The sequence below is a fragment of the Zymobacter palmae genome (assembly GCF_003610015.1).
Taxonomy (GTDB): Bacteria; Pseudomonadota; Gammaproteobacteria; order Pseudomonadales; family Halomonadaceae; genus Zymobacter; species Zymobacter palmae.
The window spans coordinates 2,359,969-2,375,431 of record NZ_AP018933.1 but is presented as its reverse complement, the minus strand read 5'-3'; the positions used below and the strand labels follow the sequence as shown (position 1 = coordinate 2,375,431).

Annotated in this window: 16 protein-coding genes; 10 read left to right on the top strand and 6 right to left on the bottom strand. The window is 55.5% G+C overall.

What is annotated here, in order from left to right; genetic code table 11:
- Positions 1-28 precede the first annotated feature (28 nt).
- The 9 genes from ZBT109_RS10600 (at position 29) to ZBT109_RS10560 (ending at position 8,119) form a co-directional block, all read left to right on the top strand.
- Positions 29-943: an ABC transporter permease gene (locus ZBT109_RS10600; RefSeq protein ID WP_027705874.1), complete on the top strand. Its 915-nt coding sequence runs from the start codon at positions 29-31 to the stop codon at positions 941-943.
- Positions 940-1,746: an ABC transporter permease gene (locus tag ZBT109_RS10595; protein WP_027705875.1), complete on the top strand. Its 807-nt coding sequence runs from the start codon at positions 940-942 to the stop codon at positions 1,744-1,746. Before ZBT109_RS10600 ends, ZBT109_RS10595 begins: the two co-directional genes overlap by 4 nt.
- Positions 1,743-2,837 (top strand): ABC transporter substrate-binding protein, encoded by a 1,095-nt coding sequence (locus ZBT109_RS10590; RefSeq protein WP_197714337.1) that lies wholly within the window; start codon positions 1,743-1,745, stop codon positions 2,835-2,837. The genes ZBT109_RS10595 and ZBT109_RS10590 overlap by 4 nt, the downstream gene beginning before the upstream one ends.
- Positions 2,838-3,168: 331 nt before the next feature.
- Positions 3,169-3,855 carry an ABC transporter permease gene (locus tag ZBT109_RS10585; RefSeq protein WP_051524115.1) on the top strand — a complete coding sequence of 229 codons (687 nt, stop codon included), beginning with the start codon at positions 3,169-3,171 and terminating at the stop codon, positions 3,853-3,855.
- A 103-nt stretch (positions 3,856-3,958) separates the two neighbouring features.
- Positions 3,959-4,837, top strand: a complete 879-nt coding sequence (locus tag ZBT109_RS10580; RefSeq protein WP_027705878.1) for a glycine betaine ABC transporter substrate-binding protein — start codon at positions 3,959-3,961, stop codon at positions 4,835-4,837.
- Between the two features lie 7 nt (positions 4,838-4,844).
- Positions 4,845-5,780 carry a glycine betaine ABC transporter substrate-binding protein gene (locus tag ZBT109_RS10575; RefSeq protein WP_197714335.1) on the top strand — a complete coding sequence of 312 codons (936 nt, stop codon included), beginning with the start codon at positions 4,845-4,847 and terminating at the stop codon, positions 5,778-5,780.
- Positions 5,781-5,789: 9 nt separating this feature from the next.
- On the top strand, positions 5,790-6,443 hold the full coding sequence (locus tag ZBT109_RS10570) for an ABC transporter permease (RefSeq protein WP_027705880.1): 654 nt from the start codon (positions 5,790-5,792) through the stop codon (positions 6,441-6,443).
- Positions 6,440-7,552: an ABC transporter ATP-binding protein gene (locus ZBT109_RS10565; RefSeq protein ID WP_038279201.1), complete on the top strand. Its 1,113-nt coding sequence runs from the start codon at positions 6,440-6,442 to the stop codon at positions 7,550-7,552. The genes ZBT109_RS10570 and ZBT109_RS10565 overlap by 4 nt, the downstream gene beginning before the upstream one ends.
- Before the next feature lie 57 nt (positions 7,553-7,609).
- Complete coding sequence (locus ZBT109_RS10560) at positions 7,610-8,119, top strand: GNAT family N-acetyltransferase (RefSeq protein ID WP_084261887.1); 510 nt, start codon at positions 7,610-7,612, stop codon at positions 8,117-8,119.
- On the opposite strand, the gene ZBT109_RS10555 is transcribed toward ZBT109_RS10560, so the two are convergent.
- From ZBT109_RS10555 to gatC, 6 genes are all read right to left on the bottom strand, one after another.
- Positions 8,038-8,841, bottom strand: coding sequence for a hypothetical protein (locus ZBT109_RS10555; protein ID WP_027705881.1), 804 nt, complete (start codon positions 8,839-8,841; stop codon positions 8,038-8,040). The two genes, ZBT109_RS10560 and ZBT109_RS10555, sit on opposite strands and share 82 nt — an antisense overlap.
- A gap of 493 nt (positions 8,842-9,334) precedes the next feature.
- Positions 9,335-10,012, bottom strand: a complete 678-nt coding sequence (locus tag ZBT109_RS10550; protein WP_027705882.1) for a hypothetical protein — start codon at positions 10,010-10,012, stop codon at positions 9,335-9,337.
- Between the two features lie 3 nt (positions 10,013-10,015).
- Positions 10,016-10,477, bottom strand: a complete 462-nt coding sequence (locus tag ZBT109_RS10545; protein ID WP_084261888.1) for a DUF5675 family protein — start codon at positions 10,475-10,477, stop codon at positions 10,016-10,018.
- A gap of 346 nt (positions 10,478-10,823) precedes the next feature.
- Positions 10,824-12,284 (bottom strand): Asp-tRNA(Asn)/Glu-tRNA(Gln) amidotransferase subunit GatB, encoded by a 1,461-nt coding sequence (gene gatB, locus ZBT109_RS10540; protein ID WP_027705883.1) that lies wholly within the window; start codon positions 12,282-12,284, stop codon positions 10,824-10,826.
- Positions 12,285-12,302: 18 nt separating this feature from the next.
- A complete protein-coding gene (gatA, locus tag ZBT109_RS10535; protein WP_027705884.1) occupies positions 12,303-13,751 on the bottom strand; it encodes an Asp-tRNA(Asn)/Glu-tRNA(Gln) amidotransferase subunit GatA in 1,449 nt (482 codons plus the stop codon).
- An 88-nt stretch (positions 13,752-13,839) separates the two neighbouring features.
- Positions 13,840-14,127: an Asp-tRNA(Asn)/Glu-tRNA(Gln) amidotransferase subunit GatC gene (gatC, locus tag ZBT109_RS10530; RefSeq protein ID WP_027705885.1), complete on the bottom strand. Its 288-nt coding sequence runs from the start codon at positions 14,125-14,127 to the stop codon at positions 13,840-13,842.
- 256 nt (positions 14,128-14,383) lie between these two features.
- Here gatC and ZBT109_RS10525 point away from each other — a divergent pair, with 256 nt between their 5' ends.
- The gene (locus ZBT109_RS10525; protein ID WP_027705886.1) at positions 14,384-15,421 is read left to right on the top strand and encodes a rod shape-determining protein; all 1,038 of its coding nucleotides are present in this window, start codon (positions 14,384-14,386) and stop codon (positions 15,419-15,421) included.
- The last annotated feature ends 42 nt before the right edge of the window (positions 15,422-15,463 follow it).

Here is a 15,463-nt window from a genome sequence, read left to right as displayed (position 1 = left end):
TGGATGCCGAATCGAGAGGGAATGCCTCATGACTGCTTCACATGACGCCTATCGGCGTTTTCGGCGGCGTGAAACCCGCCACCTGCTCTGGACGACCGCGCCATCCGTACTGTGGATCTCGCTGTTTCTGGTGCTGCCCAGCCTGTATCTGGTGTCGATGGCGTTCATGTCGAACGACACCTATGGCCAGCCTACGCTGCCACTGACACTGTCGGCGTTCGACCAGCTGGCCGGTGACGGCGTTTTGGGCTGGAGTCCTGCCAACATCTACACGCTGCTGCGTTCGCTGGAATATACCGTCATCTCGTCCGTGCTGACGATGCTGGTGTCCTATCCGTTGGCGTACTACATCGCTACCAGTCGCCGTTCGCTGCGCCCCGTTATGTTGCTGATGCTGGTGGTGCCGTCGTGGACCAACCAAGTGGTGCGTGCGTTTGGCTGGATGAACCTGCTGGCGCCTGAAACGCCGCTCTCCGATGCGGCCAGTGCGATGGGGCTACTGTCACCGTGGATGGGGCTGTACCCGTCACCGTTCGCGGTGATGCTGGGGCTGGTCTACAACTTCCTGCCGTTCATGGTGCTGCCGCTCTACAACTCGTTCGAGAAGCTCGACGTGTCGCAGATCGAAGCGGCACGAGACCTGTACGCTTCGCCGTACAAGACGTTTTGGGCGGCGATCTTTCCGCAGACACTGCCAGGTTTGCTGGCCGGCATGGTGCTGGTGGCGATCCCGGCTTTCGGTATGTACGTGGTGCCCGAACTGCTGGGCGGTGGGCGTGCCATGATGATCGGTAACCTAGTAGCGCTGCAGTTTGCAGAAGGGGCCAACTGGCCGCTAGGGGCTGCAGGTGCGCTGGTGATGTTGATCGCCACGTTGGTGGGTATCTGGCTACTGCGCCGGATGGGGCGCAAGTTCGGCGGTGGCGAGGAGGTGCTGGTATGAGGCATGTTCAACGTCGGCACCCGATGTTTGGCATCTTCTGGTGGCTGATGGTGCTGTTTCTCTATCTGCCGTTAGGCATGGTGGTGTTGTATTCCTTCAACAGCATCAACAGCACCGCACACTTCGCCGGGTTCTCACTGCGCTGGTACCGCCAGCTGCTGGAAAACGAAGAGCTGTTTAGTGCCTTCAAAAACAGCATGATTCTGGCGGTGTCTTCCTCTGCTATCGCCTTGGTGTTGGGCAGCATGCTGGGGTATGGCCTTTATCGGCACCGTCGGCGCGGGCTGGGCTGGCTGATCGCTTTGATCTATCTGCCGGTGGTAATGCCTGACGTCGTATTTGGGTTGGCCGAGATGACCTCGTTCGTCAAGGTGGGCAGCTGGATCGGCCTCTTCTCGCCCGGACTGACTACCATGACGCTGGCGCATGTGACCTTCGAGCTTCCGTTTGTGGCACTGCTGGTGTATTCGCGCTTCGTCAATATGGATGCCGCACTGTTCGATGCCGCGCAGGACCTCTACGCGTCACCGTCTAAGCGCTTCACGCACGTGATCCTGCCCGAGATCAAGCCGGCGCTGCTGTCGTCGTTCTTCCTGTCGTTTACGCTGTCGTTCGATGACTTCGCCATCAGCTTCTTCACCGCAGGGCCAGAAAGCGCCACGTTGCCGATCTACATCTGGAGTTCGATCAAGCGCGGGGTCTCGCCGTCGATCAACGCTATCGGCAGTCTGATGATTCTGGCGGTGATGGTGGCCGTGATCATCATGCTGCTGGGCAACTGGAGAAAGAGGGCGCGCGCATGATGATGCACCGCATACGGCACACGATTAATGGCATTTGCCGCCGTGCTCGGTGGCTGGGCTGTGCGGCGCTGCTGGCGCTTCCCATGGCGGCATCGGCCCGTGAAACGCTGTATATCTTCACGTGGACGGATTACACCAGCCCTGAAGTGATTGATGCGTTCGAGAAGCAGTACAACGCGCGCGTGGTGCTGAACTATTTCGGCACCATGGGGGACATGTATGCTCGCTTGCAGGCGGGTGGCGATGCCCAGTTCGACTTGGTCATTCCATCAAGCTACTACGTTCCGCGCCTGATCCACTCGGGGCTTGTTCAGCCTCTGGATCATTCCAAGCTGCCCAACGAGCGCAATCTGCTGCCGGTATTCGCCGAAGCGGACTATGATCCCGGTCTGAAATACAGCATGCCCTATCAGTGGGGCTCCACCGGGCTGGTCTACGACACGCGTGTTTTTCCGAATGCACCGAAAAGCTGGGCCTTGCTGTTTGATCCTAAGCTCAACCCTGACGCACCGTTTTCGATGCAGACCGACGGCAATGTGATGATCGCGGCCGCCTGTGCCTATCTGGGCTATGGGTATACCTGTCAGGATCAGAAACAGTGGATCGACGCGGCCCATCTGCTGCTGAAAACCCGCCAGCGCAGCAACTTCACAGGCTTCGTTGATGGTGCCCCAGTGCTGTCACAAGTCGTGCGCGGCGTAAATCGGGTCGGCGTGACGTTCAGTGGCGATTTCGTGAATCAGCGCAACGAAGACCCCGAAGGCTTCGAGCATCTGGCCTATATGCTGCCGAAGGAAGGCTCCGAGCGCTGGGTCGATGTCATGATGATTCCCAAACGAGCACCTCACCCCGAATTAGCGCATGCGTTCATCAATTTCGTGATGGATGCTAAGCAAGGGGCGGCACTGTCGAACTACATTTATAACGCGTCGCCCAACCAGGCCTCGCAGCCTTATCTGGACGACGTGCTGCGCGAAGCGCCAGCATGGCCGACGGATGAAGAGCAGCAGCGCTTGCACATGCTGCCGGGGCTAGACGGTGTGCCTTTGCAGACGTTCCAGAAGATATGGAGTGAAGTGCGCTCGCGCTGATCGTCCCAGTGATGACCGGAAAAGGGTAATGCCAGTGGTGTTGCCCTTTTCTTTTCATGGGTTTTCTGTCTACGTTGGCGTGATGGGCGGAAAGGGGAGCGATGTGCGTAATAGCGCGGTGCGGTGGCATGCGTGCTGGCCTTGGAGCATCAGAATAGCAGTAATAATGCCACCTTCTTTTGTGTCGTTTAATTAATAACCGTGTGTTATGGTTGTGGGGCGCTTTGTCGCTGCCTTGGCTTGTCAGGGAGTGCCGCTGCACGAATGACGCTTCACTTTTCTTTCTGACGCTAGCGTGCAGAAAGCGGGCAATGTATACCAGAGGATCACGATGCTTGACGCCATTTCTTCAGGCATGAGCCATGTCATAGACCTGTTGAAGCTGTACCAGGATGATTTGCTGTTCTATACCGGTCAGCACTTGATGCTGGTGGGTATCTCGATGGCGATGGCACTGTCCATTGGGCTGGTGGCCGGGATCGTGTTAAGTCGTCCCTCTCTGCGCCGCTATGGCGAAATTGGCATGCAAGTCTTCAACGTTGCCAATGCCGTTCCTCCGATGGCTGTCCTGATGATCGCTCTTATCGTCTTTGGTATAGGCGAAGTGCCTACTATTATCGCGCTCTGGCTGGCATCACTGCTGCCGATCGCCCGCAACACCTATCAAGGCCTGCTAAGCATCAATCCTTCGATGCGTGAAGCGGCGCGCGGCATCGGCTTGACGCCCTCGCAGCAGCTGTGGCTGGTCGAACTTCCCAATGCCGTCCCCACTATTATGGGGGGCGTGCGCACCGCGCTGGCGATCAACGTCGGCAGCGCACCGTTGGCCTATCTGATAGGGGCCAACAGTCTGGGTAGCCTGATCCTTCCCGGTATCTATCTGCACGACAATACCAAGATGCTGATTGGCGTCGTGGCAACGTCGCTGCTGGCGCTGATACTGGACGGTATCATGGCCCTGTTGACTCGACTGATCGCGCCCCGCGGTGCACTGACCACCGAACCAGCTGCTTTCTGAGCGCTGTCCACCCCGTGAAAGAGGCCGCTTGCAGCGTTGTTCTACGCGTTCTGCGGCCTTGAACCGAGAACGCCTCATGAGATTTAGCTGGACCCGTTGTTGCATGTACACCACTGGGGCACTCGCTGCAGTGGGCCTCTCGCTTTCCTCCGCCGCAGCCGATGTGCTGCGCTTGGGCGTCAAACCCATCACGTCCCAGCGTCTGCTGGCTGAAATGACACAGCAGTATCTCGCACCGCACGGTTACCAAGTGATCCCGTCATGGGGGCTGCCGACGTCGATGGCGCGCCCGGCGCTTGCCAACGGCGAACTGGACATGGTGTGGGAATACACCGGGACCTCGCTGGTCAATTATCATCATGTCTATGAACAGCTTGATGAAGAGGGCACCTTTCGCCGTGTATCTGAATTAGATGGTGAACTGGGGCTGACGTGGCTGTCGCCCGCGTGCAATGATACCTACGCGATTGCTATGCCGGAAAAAGTCGCCGAGCAGGAAGGCGATATCCGTACGCTCAGCCAGCTGGCCGACTATCTGCGCCGCACGCCTGATACCTCCCATCTGATCGCTATGGATATCGAGTTCGGTAACCGCCCTGATGGGATGCCGGGCCTGATGAAGCGTTATGACATGTCGATCCCTCGCCGCGACCTGCGTTCTATGGATGCTGGTGCCGTTTATCTGGCGCTGCAAGGGCAGCAGGCATTGGCCGGTGAGGTGTATAACACTGATGGGCGCATTCAGGCCTTCAACCTGCGTGTGCTAGAGGACGACAAACACTTCTTTCCCGCGTATAGCGTTGCGCCCATGGTAAGAACGGCTTATGTGCGCCAGCATCCCGATCTGGCGGCGCTCATGAAGGACTTGACGGACCTTCTCGATGAACACGCGATGCGCAGGATCAATGCGCAGGTCGATGTCGAAGGGCAGGCCGTGTCCAAGGTCGCTCATGACTTTTTGACACAGCATCATCTTCTTTGAGGTTTGCATGAACGTGCTTTCTTCTGTTGCTCGGCAGTGCCTGATGTATGGGCGCTCTCTTCGCTACTGCGCGATGGGCCTTGCGCTCATCGGTGCCGGGCTTGCCCAGACCGCTCAAGGGGCCGTACTGCGCCAAGGTGCGCAGGCCTTCACCGAGCAGCGCCTGCTGGCCACCATGACCGAAATGTATCTGGCTAAGCATGGTTACCAAGTTAAAACCTCTTGGGGACTGACCGTTTCCATGACGCGGCCCGCCCAGCTGAATAACGAGCTGGACATGGTCTGGGAATACATCGGTACATCGCTGATCGAATATCACCACGTCGATGAACTGCTGGACGAACGCCAGTCGTTCCAGCGCGTCTATGATCTGGACCGCGCGCTGGGCCTGACGTGGCTGTCACCCGCCTTCAACAATACCTATGCCATTGCCATGCCCGAAGGCATCGCACAGAAGGTGGGTAACCCGCGCACGCTGAGTGACTATGTCCGCTATGTGCGCGAAACGCCCGAACGCCACCACCTGTTTGCCATGGACGTCGAGTTTGATGGCCGCGCAGATGGTATGCCCGGAATGGCCAAGCGCTACGGTCTCAACCTGAGCCGCGGCGACAAGCGCTCGATGGATGCCGGACTGGTCTATCTTGCGTTGCAGGCCGAGCAGGCCGAGGCGGGCGTGGTCTATAACACCGATGGTCGTATCCAAGCCTTCGGGCTGAGGGTACTGCAGGACGACCTGCATTATTTCCCCGCCTACAACGTGGCCCCCATCGTACGCAGTGACTATTTGGCGGCACATCCTGATTTGGCGCCGTTACTGAAGGCGCTCACTGATACGCTGGACGAAAGCACCATGCGTCGCCTCAACGGCAGCGTCGACGTCGAAGGGCGTTCGGTGTCTCAGGTCGCACGCGACTATCTTGTTCAGCAGCATCTGCTTTAAGGCTTTTACATGACGCTTATCAATGCACTGCTCAACATGGACTGGTACCAGGTCGGTATCTTGACCGTGCAGCACCTTCTGATGGTTGGTGCCGCGGTACTGCTTGCCGTGATCATCGGTGTTCCCCTCAGCGTGCTGTGCGTCAGACTACGTTGGCTGGCCGCTCCCATCATGTCGATCGCGACGATGATGATCACGCTGCCAGCCATCGCGCTGTTCGGGATCATGATGCCGTTCTATGCCCGCTATGGCATGGGGCTGGGCGCGGCTCCGGCAATCTCTGCCGTCTTCATCTATTCGCTGTTGCCCATCATTCGCAATACATACCTCGCGTTGTGCGGCGTGGACGACAGCATCAAGGAAGCCGGGCGCGGTATCGGCATGACTTACTGGCAGCGGCTATTCATGGTGGATATTCCCATTGCCGTGCCTTCCATCATGAGCGGCATCCGTACGGCTGTCGTTATGGACATAGGCACCATGACCATCGCTCCCGTCATCGGGGCCGGAGGCTTGGGGCTATTGATCACCAACGCCATTGGACAGAGCAACAAGGTGCAGATATTCATTGCGGCGATCATCGTCACACTGCTGGCCATCATCGTTGACATCATTCTTCACCAGATTCAGAACCTGCTGACTTCCAAGGGAATTCGTGCATGATCGAACTTGATTCGCTGACCAAGCAGTTTCGCCAGAAACAAGGGCTGACGACTGCCGTCGACCACGTCAACATGACCGTCAAAAGCGGCGAGATGTGCGTATTCCTTGGCCCTTCGGGCTGTGGGAAAACCACAACGCTGAAGATGATCAACCGCCTGATCGAGCCGACTTCCGGTCGTATCCTGATTGATGGCAACGACACCCGCGGCATCGACAAGGTCGAACTGCGTCGCTCGCTGGGGTATGTCATTCAGCAGGTCGGTCTGTTCCCCAACATGACCATCAAAGACAACATCATGGTGGTGCCCAAGCTGTTGGGATGGGACAAGAAGCGCATGCACGAACGTGCGTGTGAACTGATGTCGATGGTGGCGCTGGAGCCTTCGCGCTATTTATCGCGCTACCCGAACGAACTGTCGGGCGGCCAGCAGCAACGCATTGGGGTGATCCGAGCGTTGGCCGCTGATCCGCCCTTGCTGTTGATGGATGAGCCTTTCGGTGCCATCGACCCGATCAACCGCAGCGCCATTCAGGACGAATTCCTGATGATGCAGCGACAGCTGCGCAAGACGGTCATTATGGTCAGCCACGATATTGACGAAGCGCTCAAGCTGGCGGACAAGATCGCGATGTTCCGCGATGGTCGCTTGGTGCAGTTCTCAACCCCGGATGAGTTGTTGGCGCGTCCGGCCGACGAGTTCGTCGCGACCTTTACGGGCGGTGACAGTACCCTCAAACGACTGCTGCTAGTAGCAGCGGGCGATGCGGTGAGCGAGCCAATCTCGGTATCGCGCAGTACACTGATTGCCGACGTGCGTCGTTTGATGGATGACCACGAGCGTCGCCATATCGTGATCGTCGATGAACACGGCAAGGCACAGGGTCAGGTTCGTCGTCAGGACATTAAAGGCGTGCTGGAAGACCGTCCGGTAGGTGACTATCGCCAGCCGCTGGCTGTCACTAGCCAGTGGGACGATAACCTGCGCGTACTGTTGTCGCGTATGTATGAGTACAACATCGACTGGGTGCCCGTGCAGGATGAAAACGAGCGCTTTATCGGTGAGATCAGTCAGGATTCGATCATTGCGCTACTGAGCACCCAGCGCTGAGCGTTGATGGCCGCACAATAAAACGAACAGCGCGGCCGCTGCTATCGAGAGCTTTCCATGTGCCTGAATGTGTTATCCACACCCGCTGTAACGATCACTTCCTGCTCATCCATCGGCGTGGCAGAGGCCTGCCTGCTGCTGCTGGCCGACCCTGAATGGGATCAGATCGCACACTATCTGAACGATAGCCACTGTCTGGTCATCAAGGAAAAAGACGAGAGTGTGGGTATCGTAGCGGTTATGGCCGTGCGGCCAGGTGTGATGGAGCTCATGAACGTAGCCGTACGGCCCGACCGCCAAGGGCGAGGCTATGGCCGGCAGTTAGTAACGGCAGCGCAGGCATACGCCCAGCAGCAAGGTGCCGTTTCGGTTGAAGTGGGCACCGGCGACTCCAGTCTGGGCGCGCTAGCGCTCTATCAGCGCTGTGGGTTCACGATCAAGACGATCGACAAGGACTACTTCCTGCGCCACTACAGTGCCCCCATCTATGAAGAGAACCGGCAGTGTCGGTCGCGCATCACCTTGTCATGGGTGGCTCGTGGATACCAGCACGGTTTGGGACGATGACGAACCGGAGCCGCAACGGGGGGCGCCTTCTTCAGCGGCAATAGCGTATTCAAGCGCACGTACCCTTTCTGTTCGCCAATCTGATCCAACGTTCTGGCATCGTAGAACGCCACGTATGCCCATTCCTTGTTGACAGTCTGTAGTTTAGCGAGCAGCGTATCGTTGCCTACCGGAATCGTATTGGCTGCGCGATCGTCAGGTGCCGCTTTCAGGAAGATATCTTTCTGGTTGGGTGGCAGTCGATAGAACGTCAGGTAAGGGTGGCGTTCTCCACAGTTGATGAACTTCTCATCCGTAGTCGTATCGGCAAGCCCTGACGACATGTCCGGTACAAACGATGACAGCTGAGTGGTTGTGTAGGCCGACGTGCACTCGAAGGCTTTCGTCAGACTGGGCACGGTTAGCGTTCCCGGTTGGTTGAGGTAGCCTTCCTTGTTCTGGAAGAACTCGGTGGGTACGTACGAAAAGTGCTTGGTGATAAACGTACGGTTCTTCTTGTCTTGCTTGTCGACGGGCACGTTGACCACCATGGTGGGGGCAGAGCCATCGTTATGGACGATGTAGCGCATTTTCAGTTGAGGCGTGATCTTGGTGGCGTCCTTATTCCATTCGCTCTGCCAATAAGCCTGCAGCACACCGTCATTCAGCGTGTGCTGCGCAAAAGCTGTTGATGAACTCAGCAAAAGCGTTGCCGCCAAGAGGAAAGAAGCTTTTTTCTTCATGTCCGCCCCGTTATAAGAGTACACGCCCTTTTACCAGAGCCACTGGCAAAAGGTTCAAGGAAGCCCGCAGAAACGATACGCCTCACCGTGAGGGCGGTAAGTCCTGCGGGTTTCACTGGGTATTGTGTATGCTATATCGGCAGCAGCTTCGAGATGATAAGTGGCTGTTTTTCTAGTCTACGGGCGTCAGGGCTTACGCCAATAAGACCGAAGTGCCTTCTCGAAGATAATCTCATTATAGTAGGCCGTCGCCAATTCCACTGCTGTAAAATAAAACGAATAACAACGGCGTTTTTGTATTAACTTTTTAGTTCTGATTGGTCGGTGCATACATGTTTTATCGGTCCTGTGTAATATTGAAAAATAAAACACATAAAATAATAATTTTTTCGGATATGAATTTTGTCATTAGGCTTTTAGAGAATTTTAAATTCTCTCTTCGCTATACGATTAATGTTGTATGACGAAGAGAGGCAATACTGGCAATTAATTTTTAATTATCTGCTTTAAAATTATTTGTGCGTACATAGCCTTTTATGGGCGATATTAAATTAGACGCTCCCGCATCATATACACCTGCAAACATCCATTCTTCATTGATTTTTTCTATTTTTACAATGGGGTTATAATTACCTTTGGCAATCGTAGGGGCGCTATCTAAAGGTGCTGACTTAAACTCGGTGTCAAGATTCTCATTTTTCTTTACAAATGTGGTGATATAAGGATATCCGCCATCACCATTGCATGCTCCGTGTGCAGTCTTTACAAAAGGTGCTGTATCCACGGGTGGCGAAAAAATATCGGGCTTGAAGGCAATAGCATTTGCGTTATAAATATAGTCATTGCATAGCATACCTTCTTTTATCTTTGTGACGGTAAGGTCCCCTTGCTGAGTAATATACCACTCTTTTCGTTTGAAAAAATTATCAGGGATATTTTTAAAATTTTTCTTTATAAAGTCAATTTTTTTCCCTTTTATGTTGAGTACAATGAACTTGGTTTTGTCAGCAGTTAAATATCTAACTCCTAAATGAGGAGTGTTTACTGTTGCTTCATCATTCCAGTCATCAGCCCAATATGCTTCTAGTGTACCACCTGCTAAAATTTCTTGGGCAGTAGATGTAGATGCTATAAAAACAGATGCAGTGAGTATTAAGATCTTTTTTAACATATATTAGTCCATGTCTAAAGTAGTGGAGCAAGAGATATCATAGCAAGACTTTATTTTTACTTTTACATTATCTATGCCTTTTTCTTCTATAAATTTTTTTATTTTTTTGAAAACAGATACACTGTCACCTACATAATCTTTGGCCTTTATCCGACCGGGTAACAAACAGCCCATTGAATCCCCTGCTGAATTCCCTGGATGCATTAATATCAGCCTTTTTTTAGATACTTGATAGTTAGAAAGTTGGGGGACCTTTCCATATTTAGTAGCAAATTTTCCAATGGCACGCCATGAAAGATCGTAATCGCCTTCGGGGATGCGAAGAAGTAGCCCTTCTTGAACAGTATCGGGACCGGGGCGCTCTAATATGTAGCCTTGCAACGTAGAGCCTGAAATTGAGAAACGGCTAATGGTAGAGTTCTCCGTTTCCCATAGGCGTGTGATATGAATAGTGTAAGTCACCATGTGTGGTTTTCCCCTAGGTTATGTTTAAGAGTAACGTTAACGCTTTCTTAAGATTTTAAATACGCGCTATAGATAGCACAGCGTTAATGTTGTGTAAACTCATGTTTTATCAAAGTGTTGAGGAGTGTGATGGTGCCTTTCTTGAAGAGTTTGTAAGTGCTTGCTTAAGGTCTGGTAAGAGGGGGTGAGGTAATGTCGCATGAGCAGAATCGCGGTAGTGCGTGGCACAATGTTGACATAAATAAAGAGGTATTATGTGGATATACGGCGTGCTGTTTAATTGAGAATGTAATCAAAAAAAGCCGTGGACATCGTCCACGGCTTTTCAATTTACAAACAACCGGTATTACCCGTTCGCTTTTTCGTCCAGCTTCTCGCGCAGCAGTTTGTTGACCTGCTGCGGGTTGGCGGTGCCGCGTGATGCCTGCATCGCTTTACCCACGAAAAAGCCGATCATCTTGCCGCGCTTGTCTGGTTCGGCAGCGCAGTACTGTTCGACCTGCGTCGGGTTGGCGGCCAGCACGTCGTCGATCATGGCGGCCAGTGCACCAGTATCGGTGACCTGTTTCAGACCGTGTTTTTCGATCAGTTCGTCCGCCGTTGCACCTTCGCCGTTCCACAGCGATTGGAAGACCTGTTTTGCTGCCTTGCCGTTGATGGTTTCATCCTTGACGCGTACCAGCAGCCCGCCGAGCTGTTCTGCGCTGACCGGACTGGAGGCGATGTCGAGGTTGTTGCGGTTGAGCTGAGCGGACAGGTCGCCCTGTACCCAGTTGGCGGCCAGTTTGGCGTCGCCACAGATGTTCATGACCTGTTCAAAGTAGTCGGCCATGATGCGGGACGATGCCAGAATGCCGGCGTCGTACTCGGACAGGCCCAGCTCGCTGGTGAAGCGATTGCGCTTAGCTTCCGGCAGCTCGGGCAGTGTGGCGCGCTGGCGTTCGATGTAGTCGTCGTCGAGGATGACTGGCAGCAGGTCGGGGCAGGGGAAATAGCGGTAGTCGTTCGCTTCTTCCTTGGTGCGCATGCTGCGGGTTTCATCGGCATCCGGATCGTACAAGCGCGTTTCTTGTACCACTTTGCCGCCGTCTTCGATCAGGTCAATCTGGCGTTCGACTTCGTGGGCGATAGCGCGTTCGACGAAGCGGAACGAGTTGACGTTTTTGATCTCGGCACGGGTGCCAAATTCAGGTTGGCCTACCGGACGGACGGACACGTTGACGTCGCAGCGCATTGAGCCTTCGGCCATGTTGCCGTCGGAAATGCCCAGATATGTGACCAGTGTATGGATCGCATGCAGGTAAGCAGAGGCTTCCTTCGCAGAACGCATATCCGGCTCGGATACGATTTCCAGCAGCGGTGTGCCTGCGCGGTTGAGGTCGATACCGGTCATGCCCGTGAAGTCTTCGTGCAGGGATTTACCCGCATCTTCTTCGAGGTGGGCATGGTGAACGCGGATACCCTTGCGTGAGCCGTCTTCGAGTGTGATCTCAATGACGCCAGCACCCACGGTCGGCTCTTCCATCTGGGTCGTCTGATAGCCTTTCGGCAGGTCAGGGTAGAAGTAGTTCTTGCGTTCGAAGACGGCACGCTTCGAGATGTCGGCTCCGATGGCCAGACCGAAACGCACCGCCATCGCGACGGCTTCTTCGTTCAGTACGGGCAGCGATCCCGGCATCCCCAGATCGACGATGCTCGCCTGAGTGTTCGGTTCTGCACCGAATGCGGTGGATGAACCTGAGAATATTTTGGAGCGGGTCGCAAGCTGGACGTGCACTTCGAGCCCGATCACGGTTTCCCATTGCATGGCGGTATCCTTTTCCTATCAGTCGAGCGTCGGACGACGTGTGTGCCAGTCGGTGTTCTGCTGGAAGACGTGAGCCGTATTCAGCAGGCGTGATTCACCGAAGTGCGGGCCGAGAATTTGAAGGCCTACCGGCAGTCCGTCGGTGAAGCCGACCGGAACGCTGATACCCGGGATACCCGCCAAGTTGATGGCAATGGTGTAGATGTCGCCCAAGTACATCTGGATCGGGTCGCTCTGCTGACCGATACCAAAGGCGGGGGTCGGGGCGGCGGGGCCCATCAGGACGTCGACTTTCTCGAAGGCGTCGATGAAGTCCTGGCGAATCAGGCGGCGTACGCGCTGTGCCTTGCGGTAGTAGGCGTCATAGAAGCCTTCAGACAGCGTGTGCGTGCCCATCAGGATGCGGCGCTTGACCTCTTCACCGAACCCTTCCGCGCGTGAGCGCAAGTACATGTCGATGAGGTCTTTCGGGTCGTCGCAGCGATGGCCAAAACGGACACCGTCATAGCGGGACAGGTTGGAAGAGGCTTCCGCCGGTGCAATGACGTAATAAGTCGGAATGGCCAGACGCGTATGCGGCAGGCTCACTTCGACGACGGTTGCGCCCAGTGCTTCGTAGGTACGAATGGCTTCACGAACAACCTTCTCAACGCCGGCATCCAGACCTTCGCCAAAGTATTCGACGGGCAGGCCGATGCGCAGGCCTTTCAGCGGCTTGTCCAACTCTGCGGTGTAGTCAGGAACATCTTGATTTACGCAGGTGGAGTCGCGCTGGTCGTGGCCGGCAATGACGTTCATCAGCAGTGCGCAGTCTTCGGCGGTGTGTGCCATCGGACCGGCCTGATCAAGGCTGGAGGCATAAGCGATGATGCCGTAGCGAGAGACGCGACCGTAAGTCGGTTTTAGACCAGTGATACCGCAGAAGGACGCTGGCTGGCGAATGGAACCGCCGGTATCGGTACCCATGGCCGCAGGAACGAAGCCTGCTGCGATGGCCGCAGCGGAACCGCCCGAGGAGCCGCCCGGTACATGATCGAGGTTCCACGGGTTGTGTACCGGCCCGAAGAAACTGTTTTCATTGGAAGAGCCCATCGCGAACTCGTCCATATTGGTCTTTCCGAGGCTGACGGTGCCGGCAGCCTTCAGGCGCTCGACCACGGTTGCGTCATAAGGAGAGACAAAATTATCCAGCATGTGCGAGGCACAAGTGGTGAGGACGTCCTTGGTGCAGAAGATGTCTTTCAGGGCGATCGGAGCACCGGTCAGTGCGCCTGCGTCACCGCGCGCACGAGCGGCGTCGGCCGCTTCGGCGGCTTCGAGCGCTTCGTCACGCGTGACGGTGATGAAGCTGTTGATCTTTTCATCGTGCTGTTCGATGCGATCCAGCAGCGCTTTGGTCAGCTCGCTGCTCTTGAGTTCGCCCGAGGCAAGGCCGCGGGCCATCTCGGCAAGGGTCATGTCTAGCATGCGTCAATCTCTCGTCTGCGTGTGCCAGAGCACAGAATCACTGGGGCCAGGCGCAGAAAATAGGAAATAAGGTGGCCAAGCGACGCGATCACTCGACGACGCGCGGCACCAGGAAGAGCCCATCGGCAACGGCTGGCGCGCAGGCCTGGAAGTCGTCGCGATGATTGGTTTCCGTGACCTCGTCGCGGCGCAACGGCTGAAGGGCATCCAGCGGATGCGCCAGCGGTTCGATGCCATTCGTATCCACGGAAGCCAGTTGATCAGCCATGTCGAGGATGTGAGAAAGATCGTCGACATAGCGGGCGGCCTCTGCTTCGGAGACCCCTATGCGTGCGAGGTACGCAGCGCGTGACACGTCTGCAAGTTCAATCGCCATGGAATTCCTGTCCTGGAATGTTGTCAGTCTCTAGGTGTCAATCTTGCCCAGCGTAAGGGGGTAAATGATGCGCTATAGTAAGAAAAGACGCGCATCTTGCCCTTTATGTGGTGAGTTCACACTCTATATCTCATGTGTGTGACAAGGTATCATATTCTAACATGCTCGGCAGGTAAGCCCGCTTGCCGCTCAGTGGGTGCGATGTTAACGTTTGCTCCGCACCCGTTTCCGGTCAGTACGCCAGGTACCAAATTCGATGTTTAAACGTCTTCGTGGGCTGTTTTCCAGCGATCTAGCGATCGACCTGGGCACGGCCAATACCCTGATTTATGTTCGCGGTCGAGATATCGTTCTCGACGAGCCCTCCGTAGTGGCCATCCGTCAATCCGGCAATATGCAGACCGTTGCAGCCGTCGGTCTGGATGCCAAACGCATGCTGGGGCGTACACCCGGTAACATCACGGCGATTCGGCCGATGAAGGACGGCGTCATTGCTAACTTCACCGTTACCGAACAGATGTTGCAGCATTTCATTCGTAAGGTACATGAAAGTACCTTCATCAAGCCCAGCCCTCGTGTGCTGGTCTGCGTGCCCTGCATGTCCACTCAGGTGGAACGGCGTGCGATCAAGGAATCCGCTGAAGGCGCTGGTGCGCGTGAAGTGTTCCTGATTGAAGAACCGATGGCTGCTGCTATCGGTGCCGGCCTGCAGGTCGAAGAAGCGCAGGGGTCGATGGTGGTGGATATCGGTGGTGGTACGACCGAAATCGCGATCATTTCTCTGTCCGGTGTCGTCTATTCTGAATCCGTGCGTGTGGGCGGTGACCGTTTCGACGAAGCCATCACTTCCTATGTGCGTCGTCATTATGGCAGCCTGATCGGTGAAGCCACTGCCGAACGCATCAAGGAAGAGATCGGCTGTGCCTATCCAGGGACCGAGTTGCGCGAGATTGACGTGCGTGGTCGCAACCTGGCTGAAGGTGTACCGCGTAGCTTCACGCTGAATTCTAACGAGATTCTTGATGCGCTGCAGGAACCGCTGGCTGCAATTGTAGTGGCTGTGAAGAGCGCCCTGGAGCAGTCTCCGCCCGAACTGGCGTCCGATATCGCTGAATGCGGTCTGATGTTGACCGGCGGCGGCGCACTGCTGCGTGATATCGATCGTTTGCTCGCAGAAGAAACCGGTCTGCCCGTCAGCATTGCGGAAGACCCGTTGACCTGCGTTGCACGCGGTGGCGGCAAGGCGCTTGAGATGATCGATCAGCACGCGTTCGATCTGTTCTCTTCTCAGTAAGCGCATGAACCCTGACGGTATGCGGGATGGCTGTATATGGCC

What these genes read in the sequence shown, in the direction of transcription:
- ZBT109_RS10600 (WP_027705874.1), top strand. Translation starts at nt 29, where the DNA reads ATGACTGCTTCACATGACGCCTATCGGCGTTTTCGGCGGCGTGAAACC.
- ZBT109_RS10595 (WP_027705875.1), top strand. Translation starts at nt 940, where the DNA reads ATGAGGCATGTTCAACGTCGGCACCCGATGTTTGGCATCTTCTGGTGG.
- ZBT109_RS10590 (WP_197714337.1), top strand. Translation starts at nt 1,743, where the DNA reads ATGATGATGCACCGCATACGGCACACGATTAATGGCATTTGCCGCCGT.
- ZBT109_RS10585 (WP_051524115.1), top strand. Translation starts at nt 3,169, where the DNA reads ATGCTTGACGCCATTTCTTCAGGCATGAGCCATGTCATAGACCTGTTG.
- ZBT109_RS10580 (WP_027705878.1), top strand. Translation starts at nt 3,959, where the DNA reads ATGTACACCACTGGGGCACTCGCTGCAGTGGGCCTCTCGCTTTCCTCC.
- ZBT109_RS10575 (WP_197714335.1), top strand. Translation starts at nt 4,845, where the DNA reads ATGAACGTGCTTTCTTCTGTTGCTCGGCAGTGCCTGATGTATGGGCGC.
- ZBT109_RS10570 (WP_027705880.1), top strand. Translation starts at nt 5,790, where the DNA reads ATGACGCTTATCAATGCACTGCTCAACATGGACTGGTACCAGGTCGGT.
- ZBT109_RS10565 (WP_038279201.1), top strand. Translation starts at nt 6,440, where the DNA reads ATGATCGAACTTGATTCGCTGACCAAGCAGTTTCGCCAGAAACAAGGG.
- ZBT109_RS10560 (WP_084261887.1), top strand. Translation starts at nt 7,610, where the DNA reads ATGTGCCTGAATGTGTTATCCACACCCGCTGTAACGATCACTTCCTGC.
- ZBT109_RS10555 (WP_027705881.1), bottom strand. Translation starts at nt 8,841, where the DNA reads ATGAAGAAAAAAGCTTCTTTCCTCTTGGCGGCAACGCTTTTGCTGAGT.
- ZBT109_RS10550 (WP_027705882.1), bottom strand. Translation starts at nt 10,012, where the DNA reads ATGTTAAAAAAGATCTTAATACTCACTGCATCTGTTTTTATAGCATCT.
- ZBT109_RS10545 (WP_084261888.1), bottom strand. Translation starts at nt 10,477, where the DNA reads ATGGTGACTTACACTATTCATATCACACGCCTATGGGAAACGGAGAAC.
- gatB (WP_027705883.1), bottom strand. Translation starts at nt 12,284, where the DNA reads ATGCAATGGGAAACCGTGATCGGGCTCGAAGTGCACGTCCAGCTTGCG.
- gatA (WP_027705884.1), bottom strand. Translation starts at nt 13,751, where the DNA reads ATGCTAGACATGACCCTTGCCGAGATGGCCCGCGGCCTTGCCTCGGGC.
- gatC (WP_027705885.1), bottom strand. Translation starts at nt 14,127, where the DNA reads ATGGCGATTGAACTTGCAGACGTGTCACGCGCTGCGTACCTCGCACGC.
- ZBT109_RS10525 (WP_027705886.1), top strand. Translation starts at nt 14,384, where the DNA reads ATGTTTAAACGTCTTCGTGGGCTGTTTTCCAGCGATCTAGCGATCGAC.